Origin of the sequence: Muricaecibacterium torontonense (assembly GCF_004793925.1) — a bacterium.
In the GTDB taxonomy this organism is placed as follows: Bacteria; Actinomycetota; Coriobacteriia; order Coriobacteriales; family Atopobiaceae; genus Leptogranulimonas; species Leptogranulimonas caecicola.
In genome coordinates this window covers 463,667-479,904 of sequence record NZ_SRYE01000001.1, presented here as the reverse complement: position 1 = coordinate 479,904, position 16,238 = coordinate 463,667, and the positions used below count along the sequence as shown (strand labels likewise).

General features: G+C 58.9%; 12 protein-coding genes. 3 read left to right on the top strand and 9 right to left on the bottom strand.

Annotation, left to right across the window (positions count from 1 at the left end):
• Nucleotides 1-63: 63 nt before the first annotated feature.
• The 4 genes from E5334_RS01995 to E5334_RS08610 form a co-directional block, all read right to left on the bottom strand.
• Complete coding sequence (locus tag E5334_RS01995) at nt 64-1,095, bottom strand: hypothetical protein (RefSeq protein ID WP_136011923.1); 1,032 nt, start codon at nt 1,093-1,095, stop codon at nt 64-66.
• A 274-nt stretch (nt 1,096-1,369) separates the two neighbouring features.
• Nucleotides 1,370-4,930: an ABC transporter ATP-binding protein/permease gene (locus E5334_RS01990; RefSeq protein WP_136011922.1), complete on the bottom strand. Its 3,561-nt coding sequence runs from the start codon at nt 4,928-4,930 to the stop codon at nt 1,370-1,372.
• Between the two features lie 302 nt (nt 4,931-5,232).
• Nucleotides 5,233-5,628, bottom strand: coding sequence for an ArsR/SmtB family transcription factor (locus E5334_RS01985; RefSeq protein ID WP_136011921.1), 396 nt, complete (start codon nt 5,626-5,628; stop codon nt 5,233-5,235).
• Between the two features lie 660 nt (nt 5,629-6,288).
• Complete coding sequence (locus E5334_RS08610; protein ID WP_167604257.1) at nt 6,289-6,873, bottom strand: hypothetical protein; 585 nt, start codon at nt 6,871-6,873, stop codon at nt 6,289-6,291.
• A 186-nt stretch (nt 6,874-7,059) separates the two neighbouring features.
• On the opposite strand from E5334_RS08610, the gene E5334_RS01980 reads away from it, so the two are divergent.
• The gene (locus E5334_RS01980) at nt 7,060-8,430 is read left to right on the top strand and encodes an Mbeg1-like protein (protein WP_167604256.1); all 1,371 of its coding nucleotides are present in this window, start codon (nt 7,060-7,062) and stop codon (nt 8,428-8,430) included.
• A 50-nt stretch (nt 8,431-8,480) separates the two neighbouring features.
• On the opposite strand, the gene E5334_RS01975 is transcribed toward E5334_RS01980, so the two are convergent.
• The 4 genes from E5334_RS01975 to E5334_RS01960 form a co-directional block, all read right to left on the bottom strand.
• Nucleotides 8,481-10,181: a putative ABC transporter permease gene (locus E5334_RS01975; RefSeq protein ID WP_136011919.1), complete on the bottom strand. Its 1,701-nt coding sequence runs from the start codon at nt 10,179-10,181 to the stop codon at nt 8,481-8,483.
• A 175-nt stretch (nt 10,182-10,356) separates the two neighbouring features.
• The gene (locus E5334_RS01970; RefSeq protein WP_136011918.1) at nt 10,357-10,818 is read right to left on the bottom strand and encodes a MarR family winged helix-turn-helix transcriptional regulator; all 462 of its coding nucleotides are present in this window, start codon (nt 10,816-10,818) and stop codon (nt 10,357-10,359) included.
• 239 nt (nt 10,819-11,057) lie between these two features.
• Entirely contained in the window at nt 11,058-11,723 is a 666-nt protein-coding gene (locus E5334_RS01965; protein ID WP_136011917.1) for a nitroreductase family protein, read from the bottom strand.
• A 118-nt stretch (nt 11,724-11,841) separates the two neighbouring features.
• The gene (locus tag E5334_RS01960; protein WP_136011916.1) at nt 11,842-13,143 is read right to left on the bottom strand and encodes a 2-hydroxyacyl-CoA dehydratase subunit D; all 1,302 of its coding nucleotides are present in this window, start codon (nt 13,141-13,143) and stop codon (nt 11,842-11,844) included.
• A gap of 221 nt (nt 13,144-13,364) precedes the next feature.
• Between E5334_RS01960 and E5334_RS08730 the strand changes: the two genes are divergently transcribed.
• Both E5334_RS08730 and E5334_RS01950 read left to right on the top strand, forming a co-directional pair.
• Nucleotides 13,365-14,072 carry a hypothetical protein gene (locus tag E5334_RS08730; protein WP_275438880.1) on the top strand — a complete coding sequence of 236 codons (708 nt, stop codon included), beginning with the start codon at nt 13,365-13,367 and terminating at the stop codon, nt 14,070-14,072.
• Nucleotides 14,073-14,285: 213 nt separating this feature from the next.
• Nucleotides 14,286-14,945: a GPP34 family phosphoprotein gene (locus E5334_RS01950; RefSeq protein ID WP_136011915.1), complete on the top strand. Its 660-nt coding sequence runs from the start codon at nt 14,286-14,288 to the stop codon at nt 14,943-14,945.
• Nucleotides 14,946-15,385: 440 nt separating this feature from the next.
• Here E5334_RS01950 and E5334_RS01945 read toward each other — a convergent pair whose 3' ends face one another.
• Nucleotides 15,386-16,198 (bottom strand): SOS response-associated peptidase family protein, encoded by an 813-nt coding sequence (locus E5334_RS01945; protein ID WP_136011914.1) that lies wholly within the window; start codon nt 16,196-16,198, stop codon nt 15,386-15,388.
• Nucleotides 16,199-16,238: the final 40 nt, after the last annotated feature.

Below are 16,238 nucleotides of genomic sequence, written 5' to 3'. Positions count from 1 at the left end.
GTCGTCTATGGCCTCCCCGCAGGGGGAGTCCCAAGGTGAGTTCCCCTAAGAGCAAGAGGGCTGCTACCAGATAGTCTGCAGGTGCATGAGTCGCCACGCCAAATCGTGCCGTTTTATTTGTGCATCTCCCGACCAATCAAACTCGCGCTCTAGATAGTTGGTTATTTTTGCAAAAGCCAGATTGCGCCTTGTGTCATCTCGCATGGTGCTTCTGTCCACCGTTATCGTTCGCAATCCCATTCGGTCATAAGCATCTCTGCGGTTGCGATCGTTTTGGGCTTGAGCTTCAGTCTGATCATGTTCTTGATAACTGTCGTACTCAACCACAAGGCCCTTTTCGAGCCATGCTAAATCCGGAGTTATTCTTCGCTGGCCCCTGAACAAAGCCCTCGCATCACCAGGCAGGGGCATGGATTTGTTCATTGCTGGAAGCGGCAAGCCACATCCTCCCATGTTCTGGGGCAGGCAGAGCGCCAATTGCAGCACCGCTTCCATGGGAGAGTGCGCGCCAGGCGAAACGTATCCGAGTGCTTTTTGCAGTTGCACGCCGCCTCTCACCGAGGGAAGCGACACCAGCATAGTTTCGACTTCGTCTTTACAGCATAGGGGTGCAGAGCGATATTGAATCACCCCGCCCAAGTCTGGGCGCACCAAAAAATCGCTCCACATTTGCGCCAACAGATCGGCTACCCCCAATATATCCAACCTGCGCGCGCGTATAAGAGGATATGCCGCAGGGCTCACCACATAAATTGGTTCTCCGCTGTTAGCGGCCATTGGCGTTTTGCACAAAAACCCATGCATATCGCCTTGTGGCGCTACGTGACATTTGATAGGTCCGCGACCACCGTGCTGACAGCAAGGTGACACCATCAGATGCACTGGCACCGACCGCCCCTCCGGCAACCCCAGCAGCGCCCGGGTGTAGGACTCCCAGCTTTTCCACCAAACAAGACCGCGCACCATCGAGGCCGCAGCCGAAGAGGCCCGCGCGCCCTGGATGACGCGGATGGCCTCAGCTTGCGGGACGGGGATGAGAGGCGCTCCTGAGGCATAGACGGTCCAAGCGCTTATGTCAGTCAAAATCACTTCCATGGGCGCACCCTAGCAGGAGCGTCTGACAAATTTCTGACCATTTTCTTACCAAAATCTGTCAAGTTTTAGGCTCCTGGATGCTCATCCGACCCTCTATCAGCACCTTCTTTCCTTGCCGAGAAACTCCCCCGTCCCTACCTCATCTTCTCCGTCGCTGAATCATCACAACAATAGGTGGACACTCCCCCGAGCGCCCACCTATTGCACGCCTATCGTCAGTAATCGCTCTATGGATCTGCAGCACTTCTTAGGTCCACAGCGGCCCCAACCCGCATCACTCGCTGCGAAGCACCACCGCGGGATCCTTCTTGGCAGCAAGGCGTGCCGGAATAAAGCCGGCAACAAACGTCAGCAGCACCGAGATTCCCACCAACAGCAATGCGTCATAGGGCGGAAGATAGGCAATGTTAGCCGCGCCATAGCTCTTATAAATCATGTCACTAATGGGGATGTTGAGCAGCATCGTCACCACCACGCCCATGACGCCCGACATCAATCCTTCGATAAAAGTCTCAGCGTTGAAGATGCGCGTGATATCGCCTTTCGAGGCACCCAGCGCGCGCAAAATGCCAATCTCCTTGGTGCGCTCCAATACCGAGATGTAGGTGATGATTGCAATCATGATTGAACTGACCACTAGCGAGATCGATACGAAGGCCAGCAGCACGGCAGTAATGATGTCGACGATCTCGGTGATGGAGCGAGTCATGAGCCCCACCATATCGGTATAAGTGATCTGATCTTCCTCTGATGTCTGCGCGTTGTACTCGTTGATAAAATCCTGGACCTTTTGCTTGCTCTCGAAGTCTTTGGGGTAAAACGTGATGGCGTAAGGATCGTCCTCGGTTGCATAACCGAGTTGCGTCATCACCGCATCATAGCTGTTGGCAACAGCAGGATTCATCGAGGCTGCGAGCGATTCCAAATCCAGCGAACCCAACTGTGCGCCGAAGAGCGCCATGAGGTCTTCCTGGCCCATGGACGAAAGATACTGGCGAATAAGATCTTCCATCTGGCCAGAACCCATCGCCTGCGCAAGATACTGGCGCATAAGCTCATCAGTATCCATACCGGCCAGATAGCGTTTCATGAGCGTCTCCGGATCCATGGACCCCAGGTATTGCTGCATGTATTGCTTCATCAACGCTTCGGTGTCTATGGAATCGATATAGTCCTGCAGATACTTTTGTGCCTCTTCCTCCAATCGCTTGGAAGCCTCAGCTTGCAGCTGATCCACCTGCTCGCGGGTAATCACCCCTGCATTAATCAAATCGTCAATAGTTACCTCGTTGCCCTGCAGAGCCGAGGCCAAAAGCGCCCTTTGCTCCGGCGTCAGCTGAGCGAGCGCCTGCAAAATAGCAGCCGTGGCGGCGTCGGTCTGCTGCGCGGGAATCGCCACGAACGCCGCAGTGTACACGCAGTCGTCTTCCACCGCAGGTAGCGGCGTTCCCGCAGGATAGAGCAGCGACTCCCCCTCAGAGCGCCAGCCCAAAAAGACATAGGTGGTGTTGCCGTCGCCGGCATGGGTGGGCGTCGAGGGCACTGCCGAGGCAGGAATCTGCTGGCCCTGAGCCACCTCCACAGGCCCGCTCAGCACGGTGCCGTCCCAGTTCTTAAACGTTACCGAGAAAGTCGTGGCATCAGGAGTTGTGTCACCGGGGGTGGTCCCACCGTCATCAGGAGCCGCATCGCCAGGAGCCGCGCTGGCACCGGCACCGGAAGTTGTGTCGTCGGGAGTCGCAGCATCTACCGTCATCAAACCCGGAACATCGGCAGGAGTCGCCAGATCCAGCTGAAGCCACTGTCCTGGCCGCGTCGCCAGGGCCTGGGGACTGCCGTGCATCGCAGACTCAGGCGTCTTGTAGCTGGAGTAGCTCATCATGCCACTCATCATGTTGCCGTAGAGGGAGTCGATAGAACTCATGGCTTGCTCGGAGTCAGAGCCAAACTCCTTTCCGGTAAGCACGTTTTTCTCGGGATTGGAAAGCTGGGCTTTGACTACGGGAGTCTGGGCGGCTCGGTCCATGAGTTCATCGGTGAGCGCTCCGGTATAGACCACGCCAGAGGTATAGCTGGCAGACTCTTTGGCTTTGAGGACGCCGGCGATGTGCACCTGATAGCCGTCGCCTGCGTCGAGAGCCTCTTTCATGAAGGCGTCGTCGGACTCCATGTCCTCATAGATTTCGCCGTTGGCGCGGTAGAGTTGGGAGGGAGAGAAGACCGTGTATTCGCGGTTCAAGATGGTGCGGTAGTCAAAGGTCTCGGTGGGGTCGTCGATGTCAGTGCCGTTTTGAGCGGCGTCCACCACCTGCTGCATGCGGTCCATGTCCATGAGGCCCAGGGTGTAGAGGTAGAAGTCGCTGATGCGGTTGTCCTCGTCGACGACCAAGGCCACCTCGTTGGCTTCCTGGGGCCAATCGCCGGCCACCAACTCATAGTGGTCCTCGCGAAGAACGGGGCTGTCTACCAGCTGCTTCCATTCGGTGGAGATGCCGCTGGTTTGAGAAAGCGCCATGGAGGCATAGCCGCCCTGCTCTTGAATGAGGGAGCGCGGGCTCACCAGCACAGGATCGCCCTGGGAGTCTTTGCGCCACACCTGGGGATTCACGTCGTAGGAGTAGGCAATATCGGTGACGGCGTCGTCGATCTCTCCTCGATGGCCCTCGATCCAAGTGCGGAAGGCCCCTAGATTATTGGTCTTCACCATGGAATCTAGATCGCGGTAGATCGATCCCACCAAGTTGTCGGAGGTCACCTCGCCGGGGTCAGCAGGTTGCCCGGCATCGTTGCCAGATCCTTTGTCACCCGAGACAGCCTCAGAGCCATCAGCTGACTCGCCACCCATAAGGCTGTTCTCCTCTACGCGGCCCTGGCGATAGGACTGGACGTTGGCCATATCAAAGGAGCTACGGTCGATCTGCAGAGGATAGCTGCCCATGACATCGGTCTCGAGCTTGTTGATGTAGTCGTTCATCCCACTGGATAGCGACAGGATCAACGCGATGCCAATGATGCCGATAGCGCCCGCGAAGGCCGTCAAAAAGGCGCGGCCTTTCTTGGTGCGCAGGTTGTTGGCCGAAAGCCCCAGCGCCGCCGCAAAGGGCAGGTGGGTGTGGGGCGGCTTCTGGTAGACAGGCTCGTCTGCCAGCTCTGCGGCCGTGGGTGGGTTGGAATCAGAGACCACCGACCCGTCGGAGAGGCGCACAGTGCGGGTGGCGTACTTCTCGGCAAGCTCTGGGTTGTGGGTCACCATGATCACCAGGCGGTCCTGAGCGATCTGGGCCAGCAGGTCCATGATCTGCACGGAGGTCTTGGAATCCAGGGCGCCGGTGGGCTCGTCGGCCAAGATGATGCCCGGATCGTTCACGATGGCGCGGGCAATGGCCACGCGCTGCATCTGGCCGCCGCTCATCATGGTGGGCTTCTTATGCAGCTGATCGCCCAATCCCACGCGCTCGAGGGCCTTGGTGGCGCGGCGGGTGCGCTCGGCCTTGGGAACACCGTCGAGCACCAGGGCCAGCTCGACGTTGGAGAGCACTGACTGGTGAGGAATGATGTTGTAGCTCTGGAACACAAAGCCAATGGAGTGGTTGCGGTAGGCGTCCCAATCGGCGTCCGAGTAGTCCTTAGTGGAGCGGCCGTCGATACGCAGGTCGCCCGAGGTGTACTTGTCGAGGCCGCCAATGATGTTGAGCAGCGTGGTCTTGCCGCATCCCGAGGGGCCCAAAACAGCCACGAACTCGCTCTGGCGAAAGCTCAACGACACGTCATTAAGGGCCACTACCTCGCCCTCCGCCATGGGATAGCGCTTAGAGATATGAGCAAGCTCCAGCATGGAATCCTCCTGAGGGTCAACAGTGCAAACGCCGAGGGACTTGCACAGCAAGGAGCCTGTGCCGTGCCAGCGTCCAGGCTCCCGCACTTCTCGCAAGGCTTGGGCGATGCCGAGAAACGCCTTCCTTTAAGGGTCCCCTTCATTGATTTCTAGTAACAACAAAAGGGTCCCAGGTTTTAAAACCCGGGACCCTCAACTGCTTACTGATATTCCACTAGGTCGATGTCTTGGCGTCGATGTGGAGGTGTACGCCTTGCAGTGACCTTGGAATAGACCGAACTATGTACCAAAGGCAACAGTGGTTAGTCTTCCATAGCCACGCGGCGCACATCGCTATCTTGTCCGTCGTCCATGCGAATGACCGCAGGCTCTTGCTCTGTTTCCTGCCCGGTGCTGCGGCGGGCAGCACGAACTTTGAGCGAACGCGGGGTGCGCAAGCTGGTGACGCAGCGCTCCAAGCGATCCACCGCATCAAGGTTGATGGAGTAGTGGGTCCACTTGCCCTTGCGCTTGGCAACGACAATGCCCGCCCCAATAAGAACCTTCATGTGGTGAGAGAGAGTGGACTGCGCGATATCTAGGCGGTCGAGCAGGGAACTCGCCGTCACACCAGGATTGCGTGCAATGCAACGAACGATTTCGACGCGGTTTTCATCTGCCAGAGCTTTAAAGATGGCAGCACTATCAATGCTCTTCATGGCTCCTCCAGCGCCTACGAAAAGATGGAACGATAGTTAGTATCTATAATGCATCCACTAGCGACGTTTGTCTATACGTAATTCCTAACCAGTTTGAAACGCGCCAAACATATCGATGAACGCGCGCTAGTTCCAATTCCTACATCCTAAAGTCAGGGGCAATTTAGCGCTAACTGTTGATGAATCCCCTAAAAAACTGTGGAGTTTTTCTTTCATATCGTTACTTAACAATATCTTTGAAAACCGTTTTCCCGCTGCATCTGTCGCTAAGAATATTACTGGTTGCATAGCCCCTGACGCACAGTCTACGATTTCGTGAGCATCTATAGTGCATAACACTATGATGAAGCTTAATATATATTATGCAAATATACCCGCTAATTCCCCTTATTTTGCTTCCACGAGATAATGCCTGAATACACCCTTAGTAAACACATGCTAATCTATTTGAATTTATATTCTATATATATCAATTTCTGCTTTATTATTTGTATCAGGTTGCGTTCAACGTGTAATAAGAGACACTATAAAAAATAATTATTTTGCATCATTGTTATAGCTGCCTGCAGGCTACCGTACAGGAAAACGCCCGAAAGCCCTCTCTAAAGGGCCATGGTAAGTGCGCATTGGGCAACCCATTTACGGACGTTTTACTACCGTTCACCCAAGTTGAGGATAACTGAACGTTGCAATGGTGCTGCCTGACGAATTCTGAAGCGTCACATTGCACTCCAGTGACCGGCCAGCGATCACCTGATGAAGCGCCACCACATAAATGGCAAGACTCGCAGCATTTTGGCCTTGGTTGCCCATATCGTCTTTGGCGCAGGTGAAGGTGATCTGGGTGAGGTCGTCGTTGTAGTCCACCGCCACAATCTGGGGATAGTCTCGGGAGCCAGGAATGGCGTCGAGCACTTTGCAGGTGGAGACCAGACTGTCTTCACAAAAGCGCTCGTAGTTGCCGTCACTCATGGTAACCAGATAATTGCCCTCGCCGTCACGCTCCACATCGGAGCCACCATAGCTTTCCAGCTGGGAAATGGCGCTCTTCTCGTCCTTGGAGCCAAAGAAGGCTTGCGGCACGGTAAACCGCCTGCCGGCAGTGGTCTGTTGGGAAACCTGCCCCGAGCTTGCAGAGCCAGCCGTGGCATCGCAGCCCACCAGCGCCAATGGGCTGGCGCAAAGGGCCGCGATCGCCACTGCGCAAAGCAGCTTGGGAGCCAATGCGTTTCTCAAAAGTGCCATACCGCTCCTAGAACAGTTCTTCGCAGCGCCCCGAAAACGAGGCCGCCGATTCCCCAAAAGCTCTCATCAATTAGCCATATCTATGGTAATTATCGCCTGCACGCAAAGAGCGGGTACCATTCGGTACACATCGAGAGGACAAAACTTACGCGCCCCAAAGGCGAAACTCTCAGAGAGGATCCACCTATGGCCGACATGCTCGACTACCTGGACTGGTTTGGCGACATCTCTTTGGCAGAAGTGCCCTTTAACGAGGTAGACAATGCTATCTTGTCCCAGCTTGCCTACTGCGCCCTCGAGGGTGTGGTGCCTAGCGTAGAGGAAGGCGGCGCCATCTCCATGGCCCAAGCCGACGTCCGCTATCGCCAGCTTCACGACAAAGAGTCTATCTATGGCTCCGCCGGGGTCATCTCGCCCTACACCGCCCTTTTGCCGGGGCGCCTAGGAGCCAGCAAACGCTTTGGAAACGCCCGGCTCTCAAATCTCTATTCTCACTTGGATGCCGAAAGCGCCGAGCAGTTTTGCGCCTTTCACATCGCGCTAGATGACGGTTCTACCTATGTCACCTTCCGCGGCACCGACGACACCTTGGTAGGCTGGCGCGAAGACTTCGAGATGACCTACGGCACCGTGGCCTCTCAGCGCTCTGCGGTAGACTACCTCAACACCACCTGCGCCTCCACCTCGGGCCCCCTTATGGTAGGAGGCCACTCCAAAGGCGGCAACCTGGCCATTTACGGAGCCGCCCTCTGTGCCACGCCCATCCAAGACCGCATCGCCCGCGTGTGGAACAACGACGGCCCGGGCTTTGACAAAGGGGTTCTCGCTGCCGAGAAGCTCTCAGCCATCCAGGAAAGAATCTCCACCTTTATCCCCGTGTTCGACGTGGTGGGGCAGCTCTTATCGGTAACTCAAGACGCCAAGATCGTGGAGAGCGACGCCACGGGAATCATGCAGCACTCGGCCATGAGCTGGCAGGTGAGGGGGCCGCGGTTTGTAGCGGCAAGCCCTCAGGAGCTCTTGCCTGCAGCCAAAAGCCTCAACCAGGCCTTCGACCGCTGGCTCAGCGAGACCACCGATCAGGAGCGCAAGCATGTCTTCACTGCGTTCTTCGACGCGCTGGCGGCCATCCCGGTGACCACGCTTTCTGATCTTATGAGCGGCGATCCTGCGATCTTGGCCGCCGTGACCGAGAAGCTGGTAAACGCCGACCCCAAGACCCGCGATTACATCATGGACTTGCTGGGCGTGCTGGCCGGCGGCTACATGCAGGAGCGAGTGACCACTGTGGCCCAGATGACCCAGGACACGGTGGCGGCCATGATAGACAACCCCATGAACCGCCGAGGTGCGCCCCAGATGGACGAGACCGAGCCCTTAAGCCCCGAGGAGCTGCGCCGCTACCGCCGCTACCTGGGACGCGAGCAGGCCTGGGAAAACGTGGCCAAGCTTTTGGGGACGCGGGCTTCTCGGCTTAAAAAGGGATGCGCGGTGGCGGCTGGCGCGCTGGGTGCAGGGGCGCTCATCTCGGCTATTGTGCGCAGGCGTCAGAGCTAGCCCCGCTGGCCCAGGATCCTTTTGCGCAGCTGGGCCAACAGCCCCAGCTGCTAGCTTTGGGTGCGGGCGCTGTTGTCCACATGCATGGTCATAGTTTGGAAGCGGTGCTGCATATAGGCGTTGTCGTAGTGCTCGGCGCAAAAGCGCTCCACCTGGTTGGTCACCGGCACGCCGGCTTCGCGCAGGTACCAGCAGTCCAGCGTGGTGAGGGTGGCGGCCCCGTCAAAGAGGATGAGCACCGCACAGATGGCCGTGAGGCTGTAGCGCCAGCCCCAGGGGATTTTCTTGATGAAGTAGAGCATCACCGGCAACAGCAGCTTGACCCAAATGAGCCCCAAGACGCCCCAGCAGCACATATAGAAGAAGTTGGTGCGTCCGTCGATGTTCAAGAAGGTGCCAGAGTAATTCCAGGCGGTCACGCCAAAGGCGTACTGCATAAACCAGCTGGTAAAGAACTCAAAAGCTCCGCCGATAAGGGCGCTCACCAAAAAGATGACCGCCACCGGCTTGTTGTGAAAATGATTGAGGGCGATGGTCATGAGGCAGGCGCCGAAGCCATAGATGGGCGAGAAGGGGCCCCAGAGCATGCCGGCGCGGTCCATCCACCAGTGATTGCCAATGTAGAAGTAGAGGGTCTCCACCACAAGGCCGATGACAGACGCGATGACGAAGATCCAAAAGAGATTGAAGAAGTTAAGGGTGATGTAGCCGGTACCCGGACGCTTGCCTGGGGTGTTGGTGCGCTCGTCGGAGGAGAAGATCATGGCGCGCAGCGACTCGGATTCAGTGCGGCGGTTGGCGCGCTCTAGCGCCAGCTCGGGATCCCAATAGGAGTGCAGCGAGATAAGCAGAGCCGCATCGAGGGCGAAGATCACCAAAAACGAGGTCATGCCAAAGACCATCACATGGCACAGGATGGCGCCGGTGAGCACCGCCAGGCTGGCTTCGCACAGCTGGAGCCTGAAGCGCGTCTCCCCTTCCCACATGCGAAAGGCAAGGATAGCCAGCAAGGCGGCAAGCGCCAGAATGCACACGGACTCGGCCACAAAGATGGACACCGTGAGCATGAGGTTAGCGTGGTCGCCCGAGGAAAGATCGGTGAAGGCCACCACAGCCGCGCTGGCAAACAGCGGGATCAAAAAGACCGCGGCCACCAGACACAGCACAGCATAGATGGCGGTGGAGCGCGACAGGTTGTGCCCCAGCACTTCCACATAGCTGGGCAGATGCAAGCCCTTGGAGGTAAGGATGCCAGCCCCCGCAGCCTCGGTCTCTGCCGCAGTGGGACGAGGCCCCTGCAGCCGAGAAGCCCGCACCTTCGCTGCCGGCGCTTTGGCGGGGGTCTCAGAGGCGCTCTGGGGCTGTGAGGGGGTGACTACGGGCGCAGAGGAGGCCGCCGCTTTCTGAGCGTCCTGTGTGGCTGTGTGGCCCTGCAAGGAGTCTGAGGGCTGAGCCTCTGCGTCGAGCTGGGCTTCCAGTGCCTCCTCATCCACCACTGGGCCAAAGAAGGCATCCATGGTTTCGTCGTAGCGAGTACGGCCTATCTGGCGATCGATTTTGCGGCGCTGGCGCACCAGTTTTGCCTGCTGGTCGCCCAGCTCGCGGATCTGGTGCTCCAAGGCGTCGCGCTGCCGCTTGAGATCGTGGATATGGCTGGCGTCTGCCTTCATGGCAGCCTGAGCCTCGACCTGGGAGGCTTGACCCTTCCCCGCCCGGAGGGAATGCTTTATATGATGATGACGAATCGTCATGAGGCACCTGCTCACAGTGGGTTGCAGTCATAGTTCGGGGGGAGTATTCCCCTTCTCGCTGACTGCATCCACTGAAGCGGCCTTGAAGACAGCTCATAAAAAGTTTGAAAGACTCTTCAAACCCTTGTAAAAGGCGCCCGGACACCGGGCGCCTCTGCTTTGACAATCTATGCGATTAGCACTCGTCGGACTCGCGGGCCACCTGCTCAGCCGCCTCGCTGATGGCATTGAGCATAGCCACGATCTTATCGGCATCGTCCTCGCCTACGCGCTCTGCCACAGCACCCACAATGTCCAAGATCTTGGCATGTTGGCGCTCGTAGATGTTGGAGCCGGGACGCAGCGTGGTAAAGACGCGGCGGCGGTCCACATCCGAGCGCTCCCGCTTGATAATGCCCTTGGCCTCCATGGAAGAGAGCGTGCGGTTCATCTGCGATTTGAGCATATGAGACTCGTTGCATAGATCCGTGGCAGTGAGCTTGTGACCAGGATTCTCTACCTCGTTCTTCATGAGAATGTTGCAGATGACCGCCTCGTTATATCGAAGCTCCTGGAACTGTTGGACCTGCGCGACGCTCGCGGTGACCCTAAGCCAGGCCGCCAACATCCGTTCTTTGTCTTCCTTAGTCAAGGCCATAGCTAGCACCCTATCGTCGTTAATAAGTTATCATACTTAACAGGTTAGATGCTATATTTTGGCACCTAGTTGCCGTGGGTGTAGCGTGTCACAAACTGGGGTTTTCCGCAACCGTTCAGATTTATTTTCAGTAATATTTAGTTTTAAATAATAAGGGATCTTGACCACAAAACAAGATCCTTTAGGGAAAAACCGCTGTTCAGGCCTACTGTATTTTAACGGACAAAATATGGTTGTTTTTAGGACCACGCCACATTTTCTCTGCCGGCTCCCAGCTCAAAATGACGCTTAACAATGCCTGCATCAACACTGGAAAACGGACTGGGGACCACGTTAAGGTGCACGGTGCCTCCGCGATACTCCACCCGGAAGCCCTGGCGGTTAAGGGCAGTAGGCGCCAGCTGCGCCGCCCACATGCCTCGCTCGAACCAGCTGGGGGCCTCCCCCACTACACTGGAGAGCTGCTCCACCGACTTCACCGGATGAGTCTTGCCCTCACCTTTGCCGTAGCCAATGGCGATGACGCATACGAGCTCCTGCCCAGGCTCCACATAGCGAAGCGCAGCCCTATGCGAAAAGGTGGCCCCTACCCAGCAGGTATTGAGGCCTTGCATCTGCGCTTCGAGCACCAACTGCTCGCCCCAATAGCCCACGGCCTCGCCCAAGCCTGCACCTTTGGGGCCTGCGCACACGATGACGTTGTCGACGCCGGAGAACTTGCCGTAGCTGGCAAGCAGGTTCGAGAACACAGAGGGATCGTCCACCACCAGTGAAAACGCCAGCCCGCTCTCCTCGTTGACGGTGCCGATAAGCTCCCTGAGCAGGTCGGCTGTGGCAGGCTCGATGGGCCGCGACTCGTAGGACCTCACCGAATGGCGCTGCGCGATGGCGTCCATAATGTTCATGGCATTCACTCCTCAAAGGCGCTTGGGCCCGTAGTTGCCGAGAAGGACACCCCCTCCTAGAAGCCCAAGCTCAGCTATTTGAAGTGTGTTATACCCAGCCTAAACCCCTAAGCCCGCCTTAAGTTCGCTCGCGGGACAGCGATTCCAAGAACGCCTGCGCCCGGGTGACCATGGGGCCGTCGGCGGCGTTGCGAGGATCGCAACCATCGCCGTTGAGCACCAGCAAAGGAACACCCGCCTCATCGAAAGCCTTCTCGGCTAGACCGGCCATGCCCAAGGTTTGCTTGCATCCCCAATGCCCAAAGACCACTGCGCCGTCTGCTGCTGCCTCTTGAGCCATCTTAAGAGCCGCCTCTACGCGGCGGGCAGCCGGGCCGTTGGAGGTGTTTCCTACCAGGCGGCGGGCCATGAAGTCGAAGGGATCCCGAGGATCCAGCTGGTCTGCCAGATGCAGCACGTCATAGGCCATGTCGTTGCCCACCAGCTCAGCCGACTGGGCCTCATCAAAGATCTGGCCCATGGAGTGCTGCCAGTTGGGCAGAGTGTGGATCCAAAAGATGCGAGGGGGCGCCGGGTTCCCAGCGGCGGCGGCAGGGCTTCTCGGCGACAAGGCTTGTGCAGCCAGAAGATCGTCTAGATAAGTTTCGGCAGCCTGGGTGCCCAGCAGCACGTGGGTGCACACCAAAAGGCAAAGCTCGGAGGTGAGGGTCATGGGCAGGGTGGAGGAGGCTCGGCGAGAGGCGAAGAGCTTGGCTTTGGCCAGCGTGCGCTGCGAGCGTTCGCAGATCTCCTGAAGCTTGCCCAGGTCGAGCTTGGCATGGAAGGTCTCTTCGAGCTGGTGAGCCAGCTGGCGCAGCTGAGAGGCGATATAGTCGATGTTTTGCTGCGTGAACTCCTGAGGCACGTCCAGCGTGAAGTGGGGCGAGGCGGCATGGGCGGCGAAGGAGCGGAAGCTCACCTGATTGGCGTCGCAGGCCAGGGTAGTGTTGGCGATGAAGGCAGGGGCGGGCAGCACGCCGGTGGACTCCATGCCTAGCATGAGCTTGTGATAGCTGCAAAAACTCTCAGGGACGCCTGAGGACTCCGCCGACTCGCAAAAGACCTCTGCGCAGGAGGTGCAGGCCACATAAACCGAGATGCCCTCGGGAAACATGGGGGTGACCCCCAGGGCATAGAGCAGTTCGCAGGGCATGAAGATGTTTACTACACAGGCCCGCTCGGGATGGCGCATGCCATCCACGATCATCGAAGCCACCGCGCCGTTGCAGCGGTCTTGGGCAGCGATCGTGCCGCCGGGATAAGTCAAGCGCCCTTTGAGAGCAACCGCACTATAAGCGCAGGTCAAAAGTGTGCGTGCGCGCACCGGAGAGCGACGGGCAGCACGCTCTACCACCGACCCAAACAGCCGCACGGGATCCATAAGTGCCCCTCCAAGGTTTTCCTCGCGGCGCCAGTCTGCGCACAGCAGCTGCAGAGCAACCCCGCGCCATGCCCAGCATATCTTGCGCCATCCCACCTCTATGCCCCGGCCGCGCCAGTCGATGGTGTGCTAATCCAGACGAGTCGTCTTCCGAGGGTCTAGAAGCGAGAGTGATTAGGGTATCACTCAAACAATGAACATTCGTCGATGGGAGATTTTCCATGGCCACTGATACGCCGACCCCTGAGTCCGGCACCCAGGACTCCAATGGCACCCTTTGCTCCCCGGTCACAGAGGCCGAGGTAGCACCCTACAAAGATAGCGATGGCACCGTGCACGACCCCGGCTTCATCCCCGCCATCCCCCGCGAGCCTCAGGTCAAAGAGACCATGGATGATGACGATGAGTCCGTCTACCCCAACTACATCGAGCCCGAGAGCCCTGAGGCCAAGCAGTTTGACGGCCCAGTTCCCCCTTCTGGGAACCCCGATGCCCCTGCTGCCGAGAAGCCCGCCCCCTCCCAACCTGCAGGCGCCCCGGCACCCAAGGATGCGCCCGCGCCTGGCGCACCCAAGCCTGATGCGCCTAAGCCTGGGGTTCCTGCCTCCGCCAGCGAGGCCGAGCAGGCACGCATCGACCGCGAGCTGTCGCACCTGGGACACCGCCGCGCCCGCAAGGTCTATGACTGGCTGGGCTTCTTTGGCGGCGTCTTCGCCCTGGCTCTGGGCATCGTAATGCTCACTCAGGGCACCCCGGACGCCTCCATCGTGTTCCGCGGCGACTTCTACACCGAGGCCTACCTGGCCATGGCGTCCATCGCCTTCATCTTGAAGATCGGCTTCTTTGGGCTGCTCTTCTCGGTTGGCCTGGGCCTCATGGGCTTCTTTGGGCCTCGCCTGATGCGCGACGACCGCCCTTATCGCCGGTAGGCTTGCGCCACCGCGCGCCGCTTCGCCGCGAGGCGGCGCATCGGCGCAGGCGGAAGGCCGCCTAGCGCCCGTGCTGCACCTGCTGCATGTGCATGGACACAAATTCTGCACGCCAAGTGGGTACATATCGCCACTGAAAACCTTTGGGCCTGCCTTGGCTCAAAGCTCAGGCCGCCATTTTGGTTGGCACGCTTCTTTTGAGGGAGATCTCTTATGAACGTATCTTTGACTCAACAGTATTTGCTCTGCGCCTTGGACGACAAGGGCGCCTTCGCCTCCAAGGAGGCTGCCGCCACCCTGCCCGTGGTAGCCATGTATGAGCTGGTGAGCGACGGCTATCTGCACTTGAGCGAGGACGGCACCGAGCTTCGTCCCTCCGCAGAGCCCACCAAGAAGCAGGCAGACCTGCTGACCTGCTACACCTATGTAGAAGAGCGCCGCGTGGTGAACGTGCAGAAGTTCATCGAGCACTTCTCTGGCAAGGGTGACGGCGCCGCTTCCTTCCTGGCCGCTGTCGCCGATCCCCTGCGCGACGAGGGCCTCATCAAGGCTGCCAAGAACCAGGTCGTCTTTGTGCCCGCCCCCACTGCCCGCAAGCAGATGGTGGACACCATCGAGAAGGCTCTGGACGGCAAGGGCGAGATGACTCGCGACGTCGCCGCGCTGCTCACCTTTGTGCTGGGCGCCGGCTTGCTGGACAAGCTCTTCAACCGTGAGGCCCGCCGCAACCTGGAGCGCGTCCTTAAGGACGGCAAGTGGGACACCTTCCGCTTTGCCACCACTCCTGCGGGCAAGGACACCTTCCTGTCTGTGCACCAGGACATCGAGAAGCGCTACGCTCCCATGGTGCGCTACTTTGTGGCCAACAACTAACAGCGGGCTTGTGGCCTAACGCTGCAAGCTGAATAGCGATCCCTGCGGCCGCGGCCGCCTGCAATCAGACCGCCGCAGCCGGTGCGGCTGGCAACCCAGCCGCCTGCACCCAAGCTGCTGCACAAAGTGCCCCGTTTCTCTCGAGCTCCTAATAGCTAGGGCCCCGGCATCTTTGCGATGCCGGGGGCCTTTTTCGTGCGGCAACAGAATGGGCGCCCATTGAGATGGTGGGGTTTCTCGGCATCAAACGATGGCAATCTTGGCACGAGCGCCTCCTAAACGATGGATTTCGCCCAAATCCATCGTTTAGTGCACCTTTCTGCCAGCTTTGCCATCGCCTAACCGCACCTCGTGCCAACGGCCAACCCGCGCCCAGCCATACCAGCGAGCCAAGGCGTACCATCGTCCAGCGCCCATCCTGCCAGCGCGCTCGCTGCCGGCTAGAACAGCGTGGCCTGGCCGGGATCCTCAGGCTCAGACGAGAGCGGAGTGGCGCTGCGGTTGGCCAAGCTCGCAAAATGGGGGCCCAGCCAAATGGCCACTTCCTCGGGCTCGAGCACCAGTGGCATACGGCGGTGGATGGGCGCCATGGTAGCGTTGGGCTCGGTGGTGACAATGGAGAACACCTGGCCATCAGAGACCGCGCCCAGCAATGTGACCTGGGCATCGGGCGAGCTAAAGCTATAGATGCGTTTGATCTGCTTGCCCGAGCGCTTGCTGGTGACCGTCTCGATGTCGCTGGCCTCGAAGAAGCGGCGGCAAGGTACTACGCATCGTCCATGTTCGATGGGATCTTTCCAAAAGCCGTAGCCCTGCTGCAGGTCCCCCAGCGCCGTCTCGATGCGCGTGTTGAACACGGTGCCCCTGGCTTTCCAAGGTACCGAGAAACCCCAGCTCATAGGCGCAGCAGTAAGCTCGTCGGGGCCCATGGCGTCCGGCGCAGGGCCGCCAGGGGGCGCCGCAGGCCGCGCCTCTGGATCCATCGCCCCCGGCGTCAGCGGATCGGCGGAGACTTGCAAGGCCGGATCAACCAGCGATGCGCGCTCGGCCAGCGCGTAGGGCAAAATCAACTGAGCTTGGGCGCCGGGAAAGGCGTCCTTCTCGGCAACGTTCCAGAGGCCACCCAGAGGAACGTCGCTATAGTCGCCGGTGGCTCGGCCGCGAGCCAGGCTTTGGAGCACCGCCATCACTTGCCTGAGCGTCAAGGGTACAAACCTGCCGCACATGACTGCCACCTCCTGCGGACGCTGCATCCTAAATCGACCGCCCTACCATAACGCGCCCATTTGGGGG

Coding starts and splice junctions, on each gene's coding strand:
- E5334_RS01995 (WP_136011923.1), bottom strand. CDS start 1,095: ATGGAAGTGATTTTGACTGACATAAGCGCTTGGACCGTCTATGCCTCA.
- E5334_RS01990 (WP_136011922.1), bottom strand. CDS start 4,930: ATGCTGGAGCTTGCTCATATCTCTAAGCGCTATCCCATGGCGGAGGGC.
- E5334_RS01985 (WP_136011921.1), bottom strand. CDS start 5,628: ATGAAGAGCATTGATAGTGCTGCCATCTTTAAAGCTCTGGCAGATGAA.
- E5334_RS08610 (WP_167604257.1), bottom strand. CDS start 6,873: ATGGCACTTTTGAGAAACGCATTGGCTCCCAAGCTGCTTTGCGCAGTG.
- E5334_RS01980 (WP_167604256.1), top strand. CDS start 7,060: ATGGCCGACATGCTCGACTACCTGGACTGGTTTGGCGACATCTCTTTG.
- E5334_RS01975 (WP_136011919.1), bottom strand. CDS start 10,181: ATGACGATTCGTCATCATCATATAAAGCATTCCCTCCGGGCGGGGAAG.
- E5334_RS01970 (WP_136011918.1), bottom strand. CDS start 10,818: ATGGCCTTGACTAAGGAAGACAAAGAACGGATGTTGGCGGCCTGGCTT.
- E5334_RS01965 (WP_136011917.1), bottom strand. CDS start 11,723: ATGAACATTATGGACGCCATCGCGCAGCGCCATTCGGTGAGGTCCTAC.
- E5334_RS01960 (WP_136011916.1), bottom strand. CDS start 13,143: ATGGATCCCGTGCGGCTGTTTGGGTCGGTGGTAGAGCGTGCTGCCCGT.
- E5334_RS08730 (WP_275438880.1), top strand. CDS start 13,365: ATGGCCACTGATACGCCGACCCCTGAGTCCGGCACCCAGGACTCCAAT.
- E5334_RS01950 (WP_136011915.1), top strand. CDS start 14,286: ATGAACGTATCTTTGACTCAACAGTATTTGCTCTGCGCCTTGGACGAC.
- E5334_RS01945 (WP_136011914.1), bottom strand. CDS start 16,198: ATGCAGCGTCCGCAGGAGGTGGCAGTCATGTGCGGCAGGTTTGTACCC.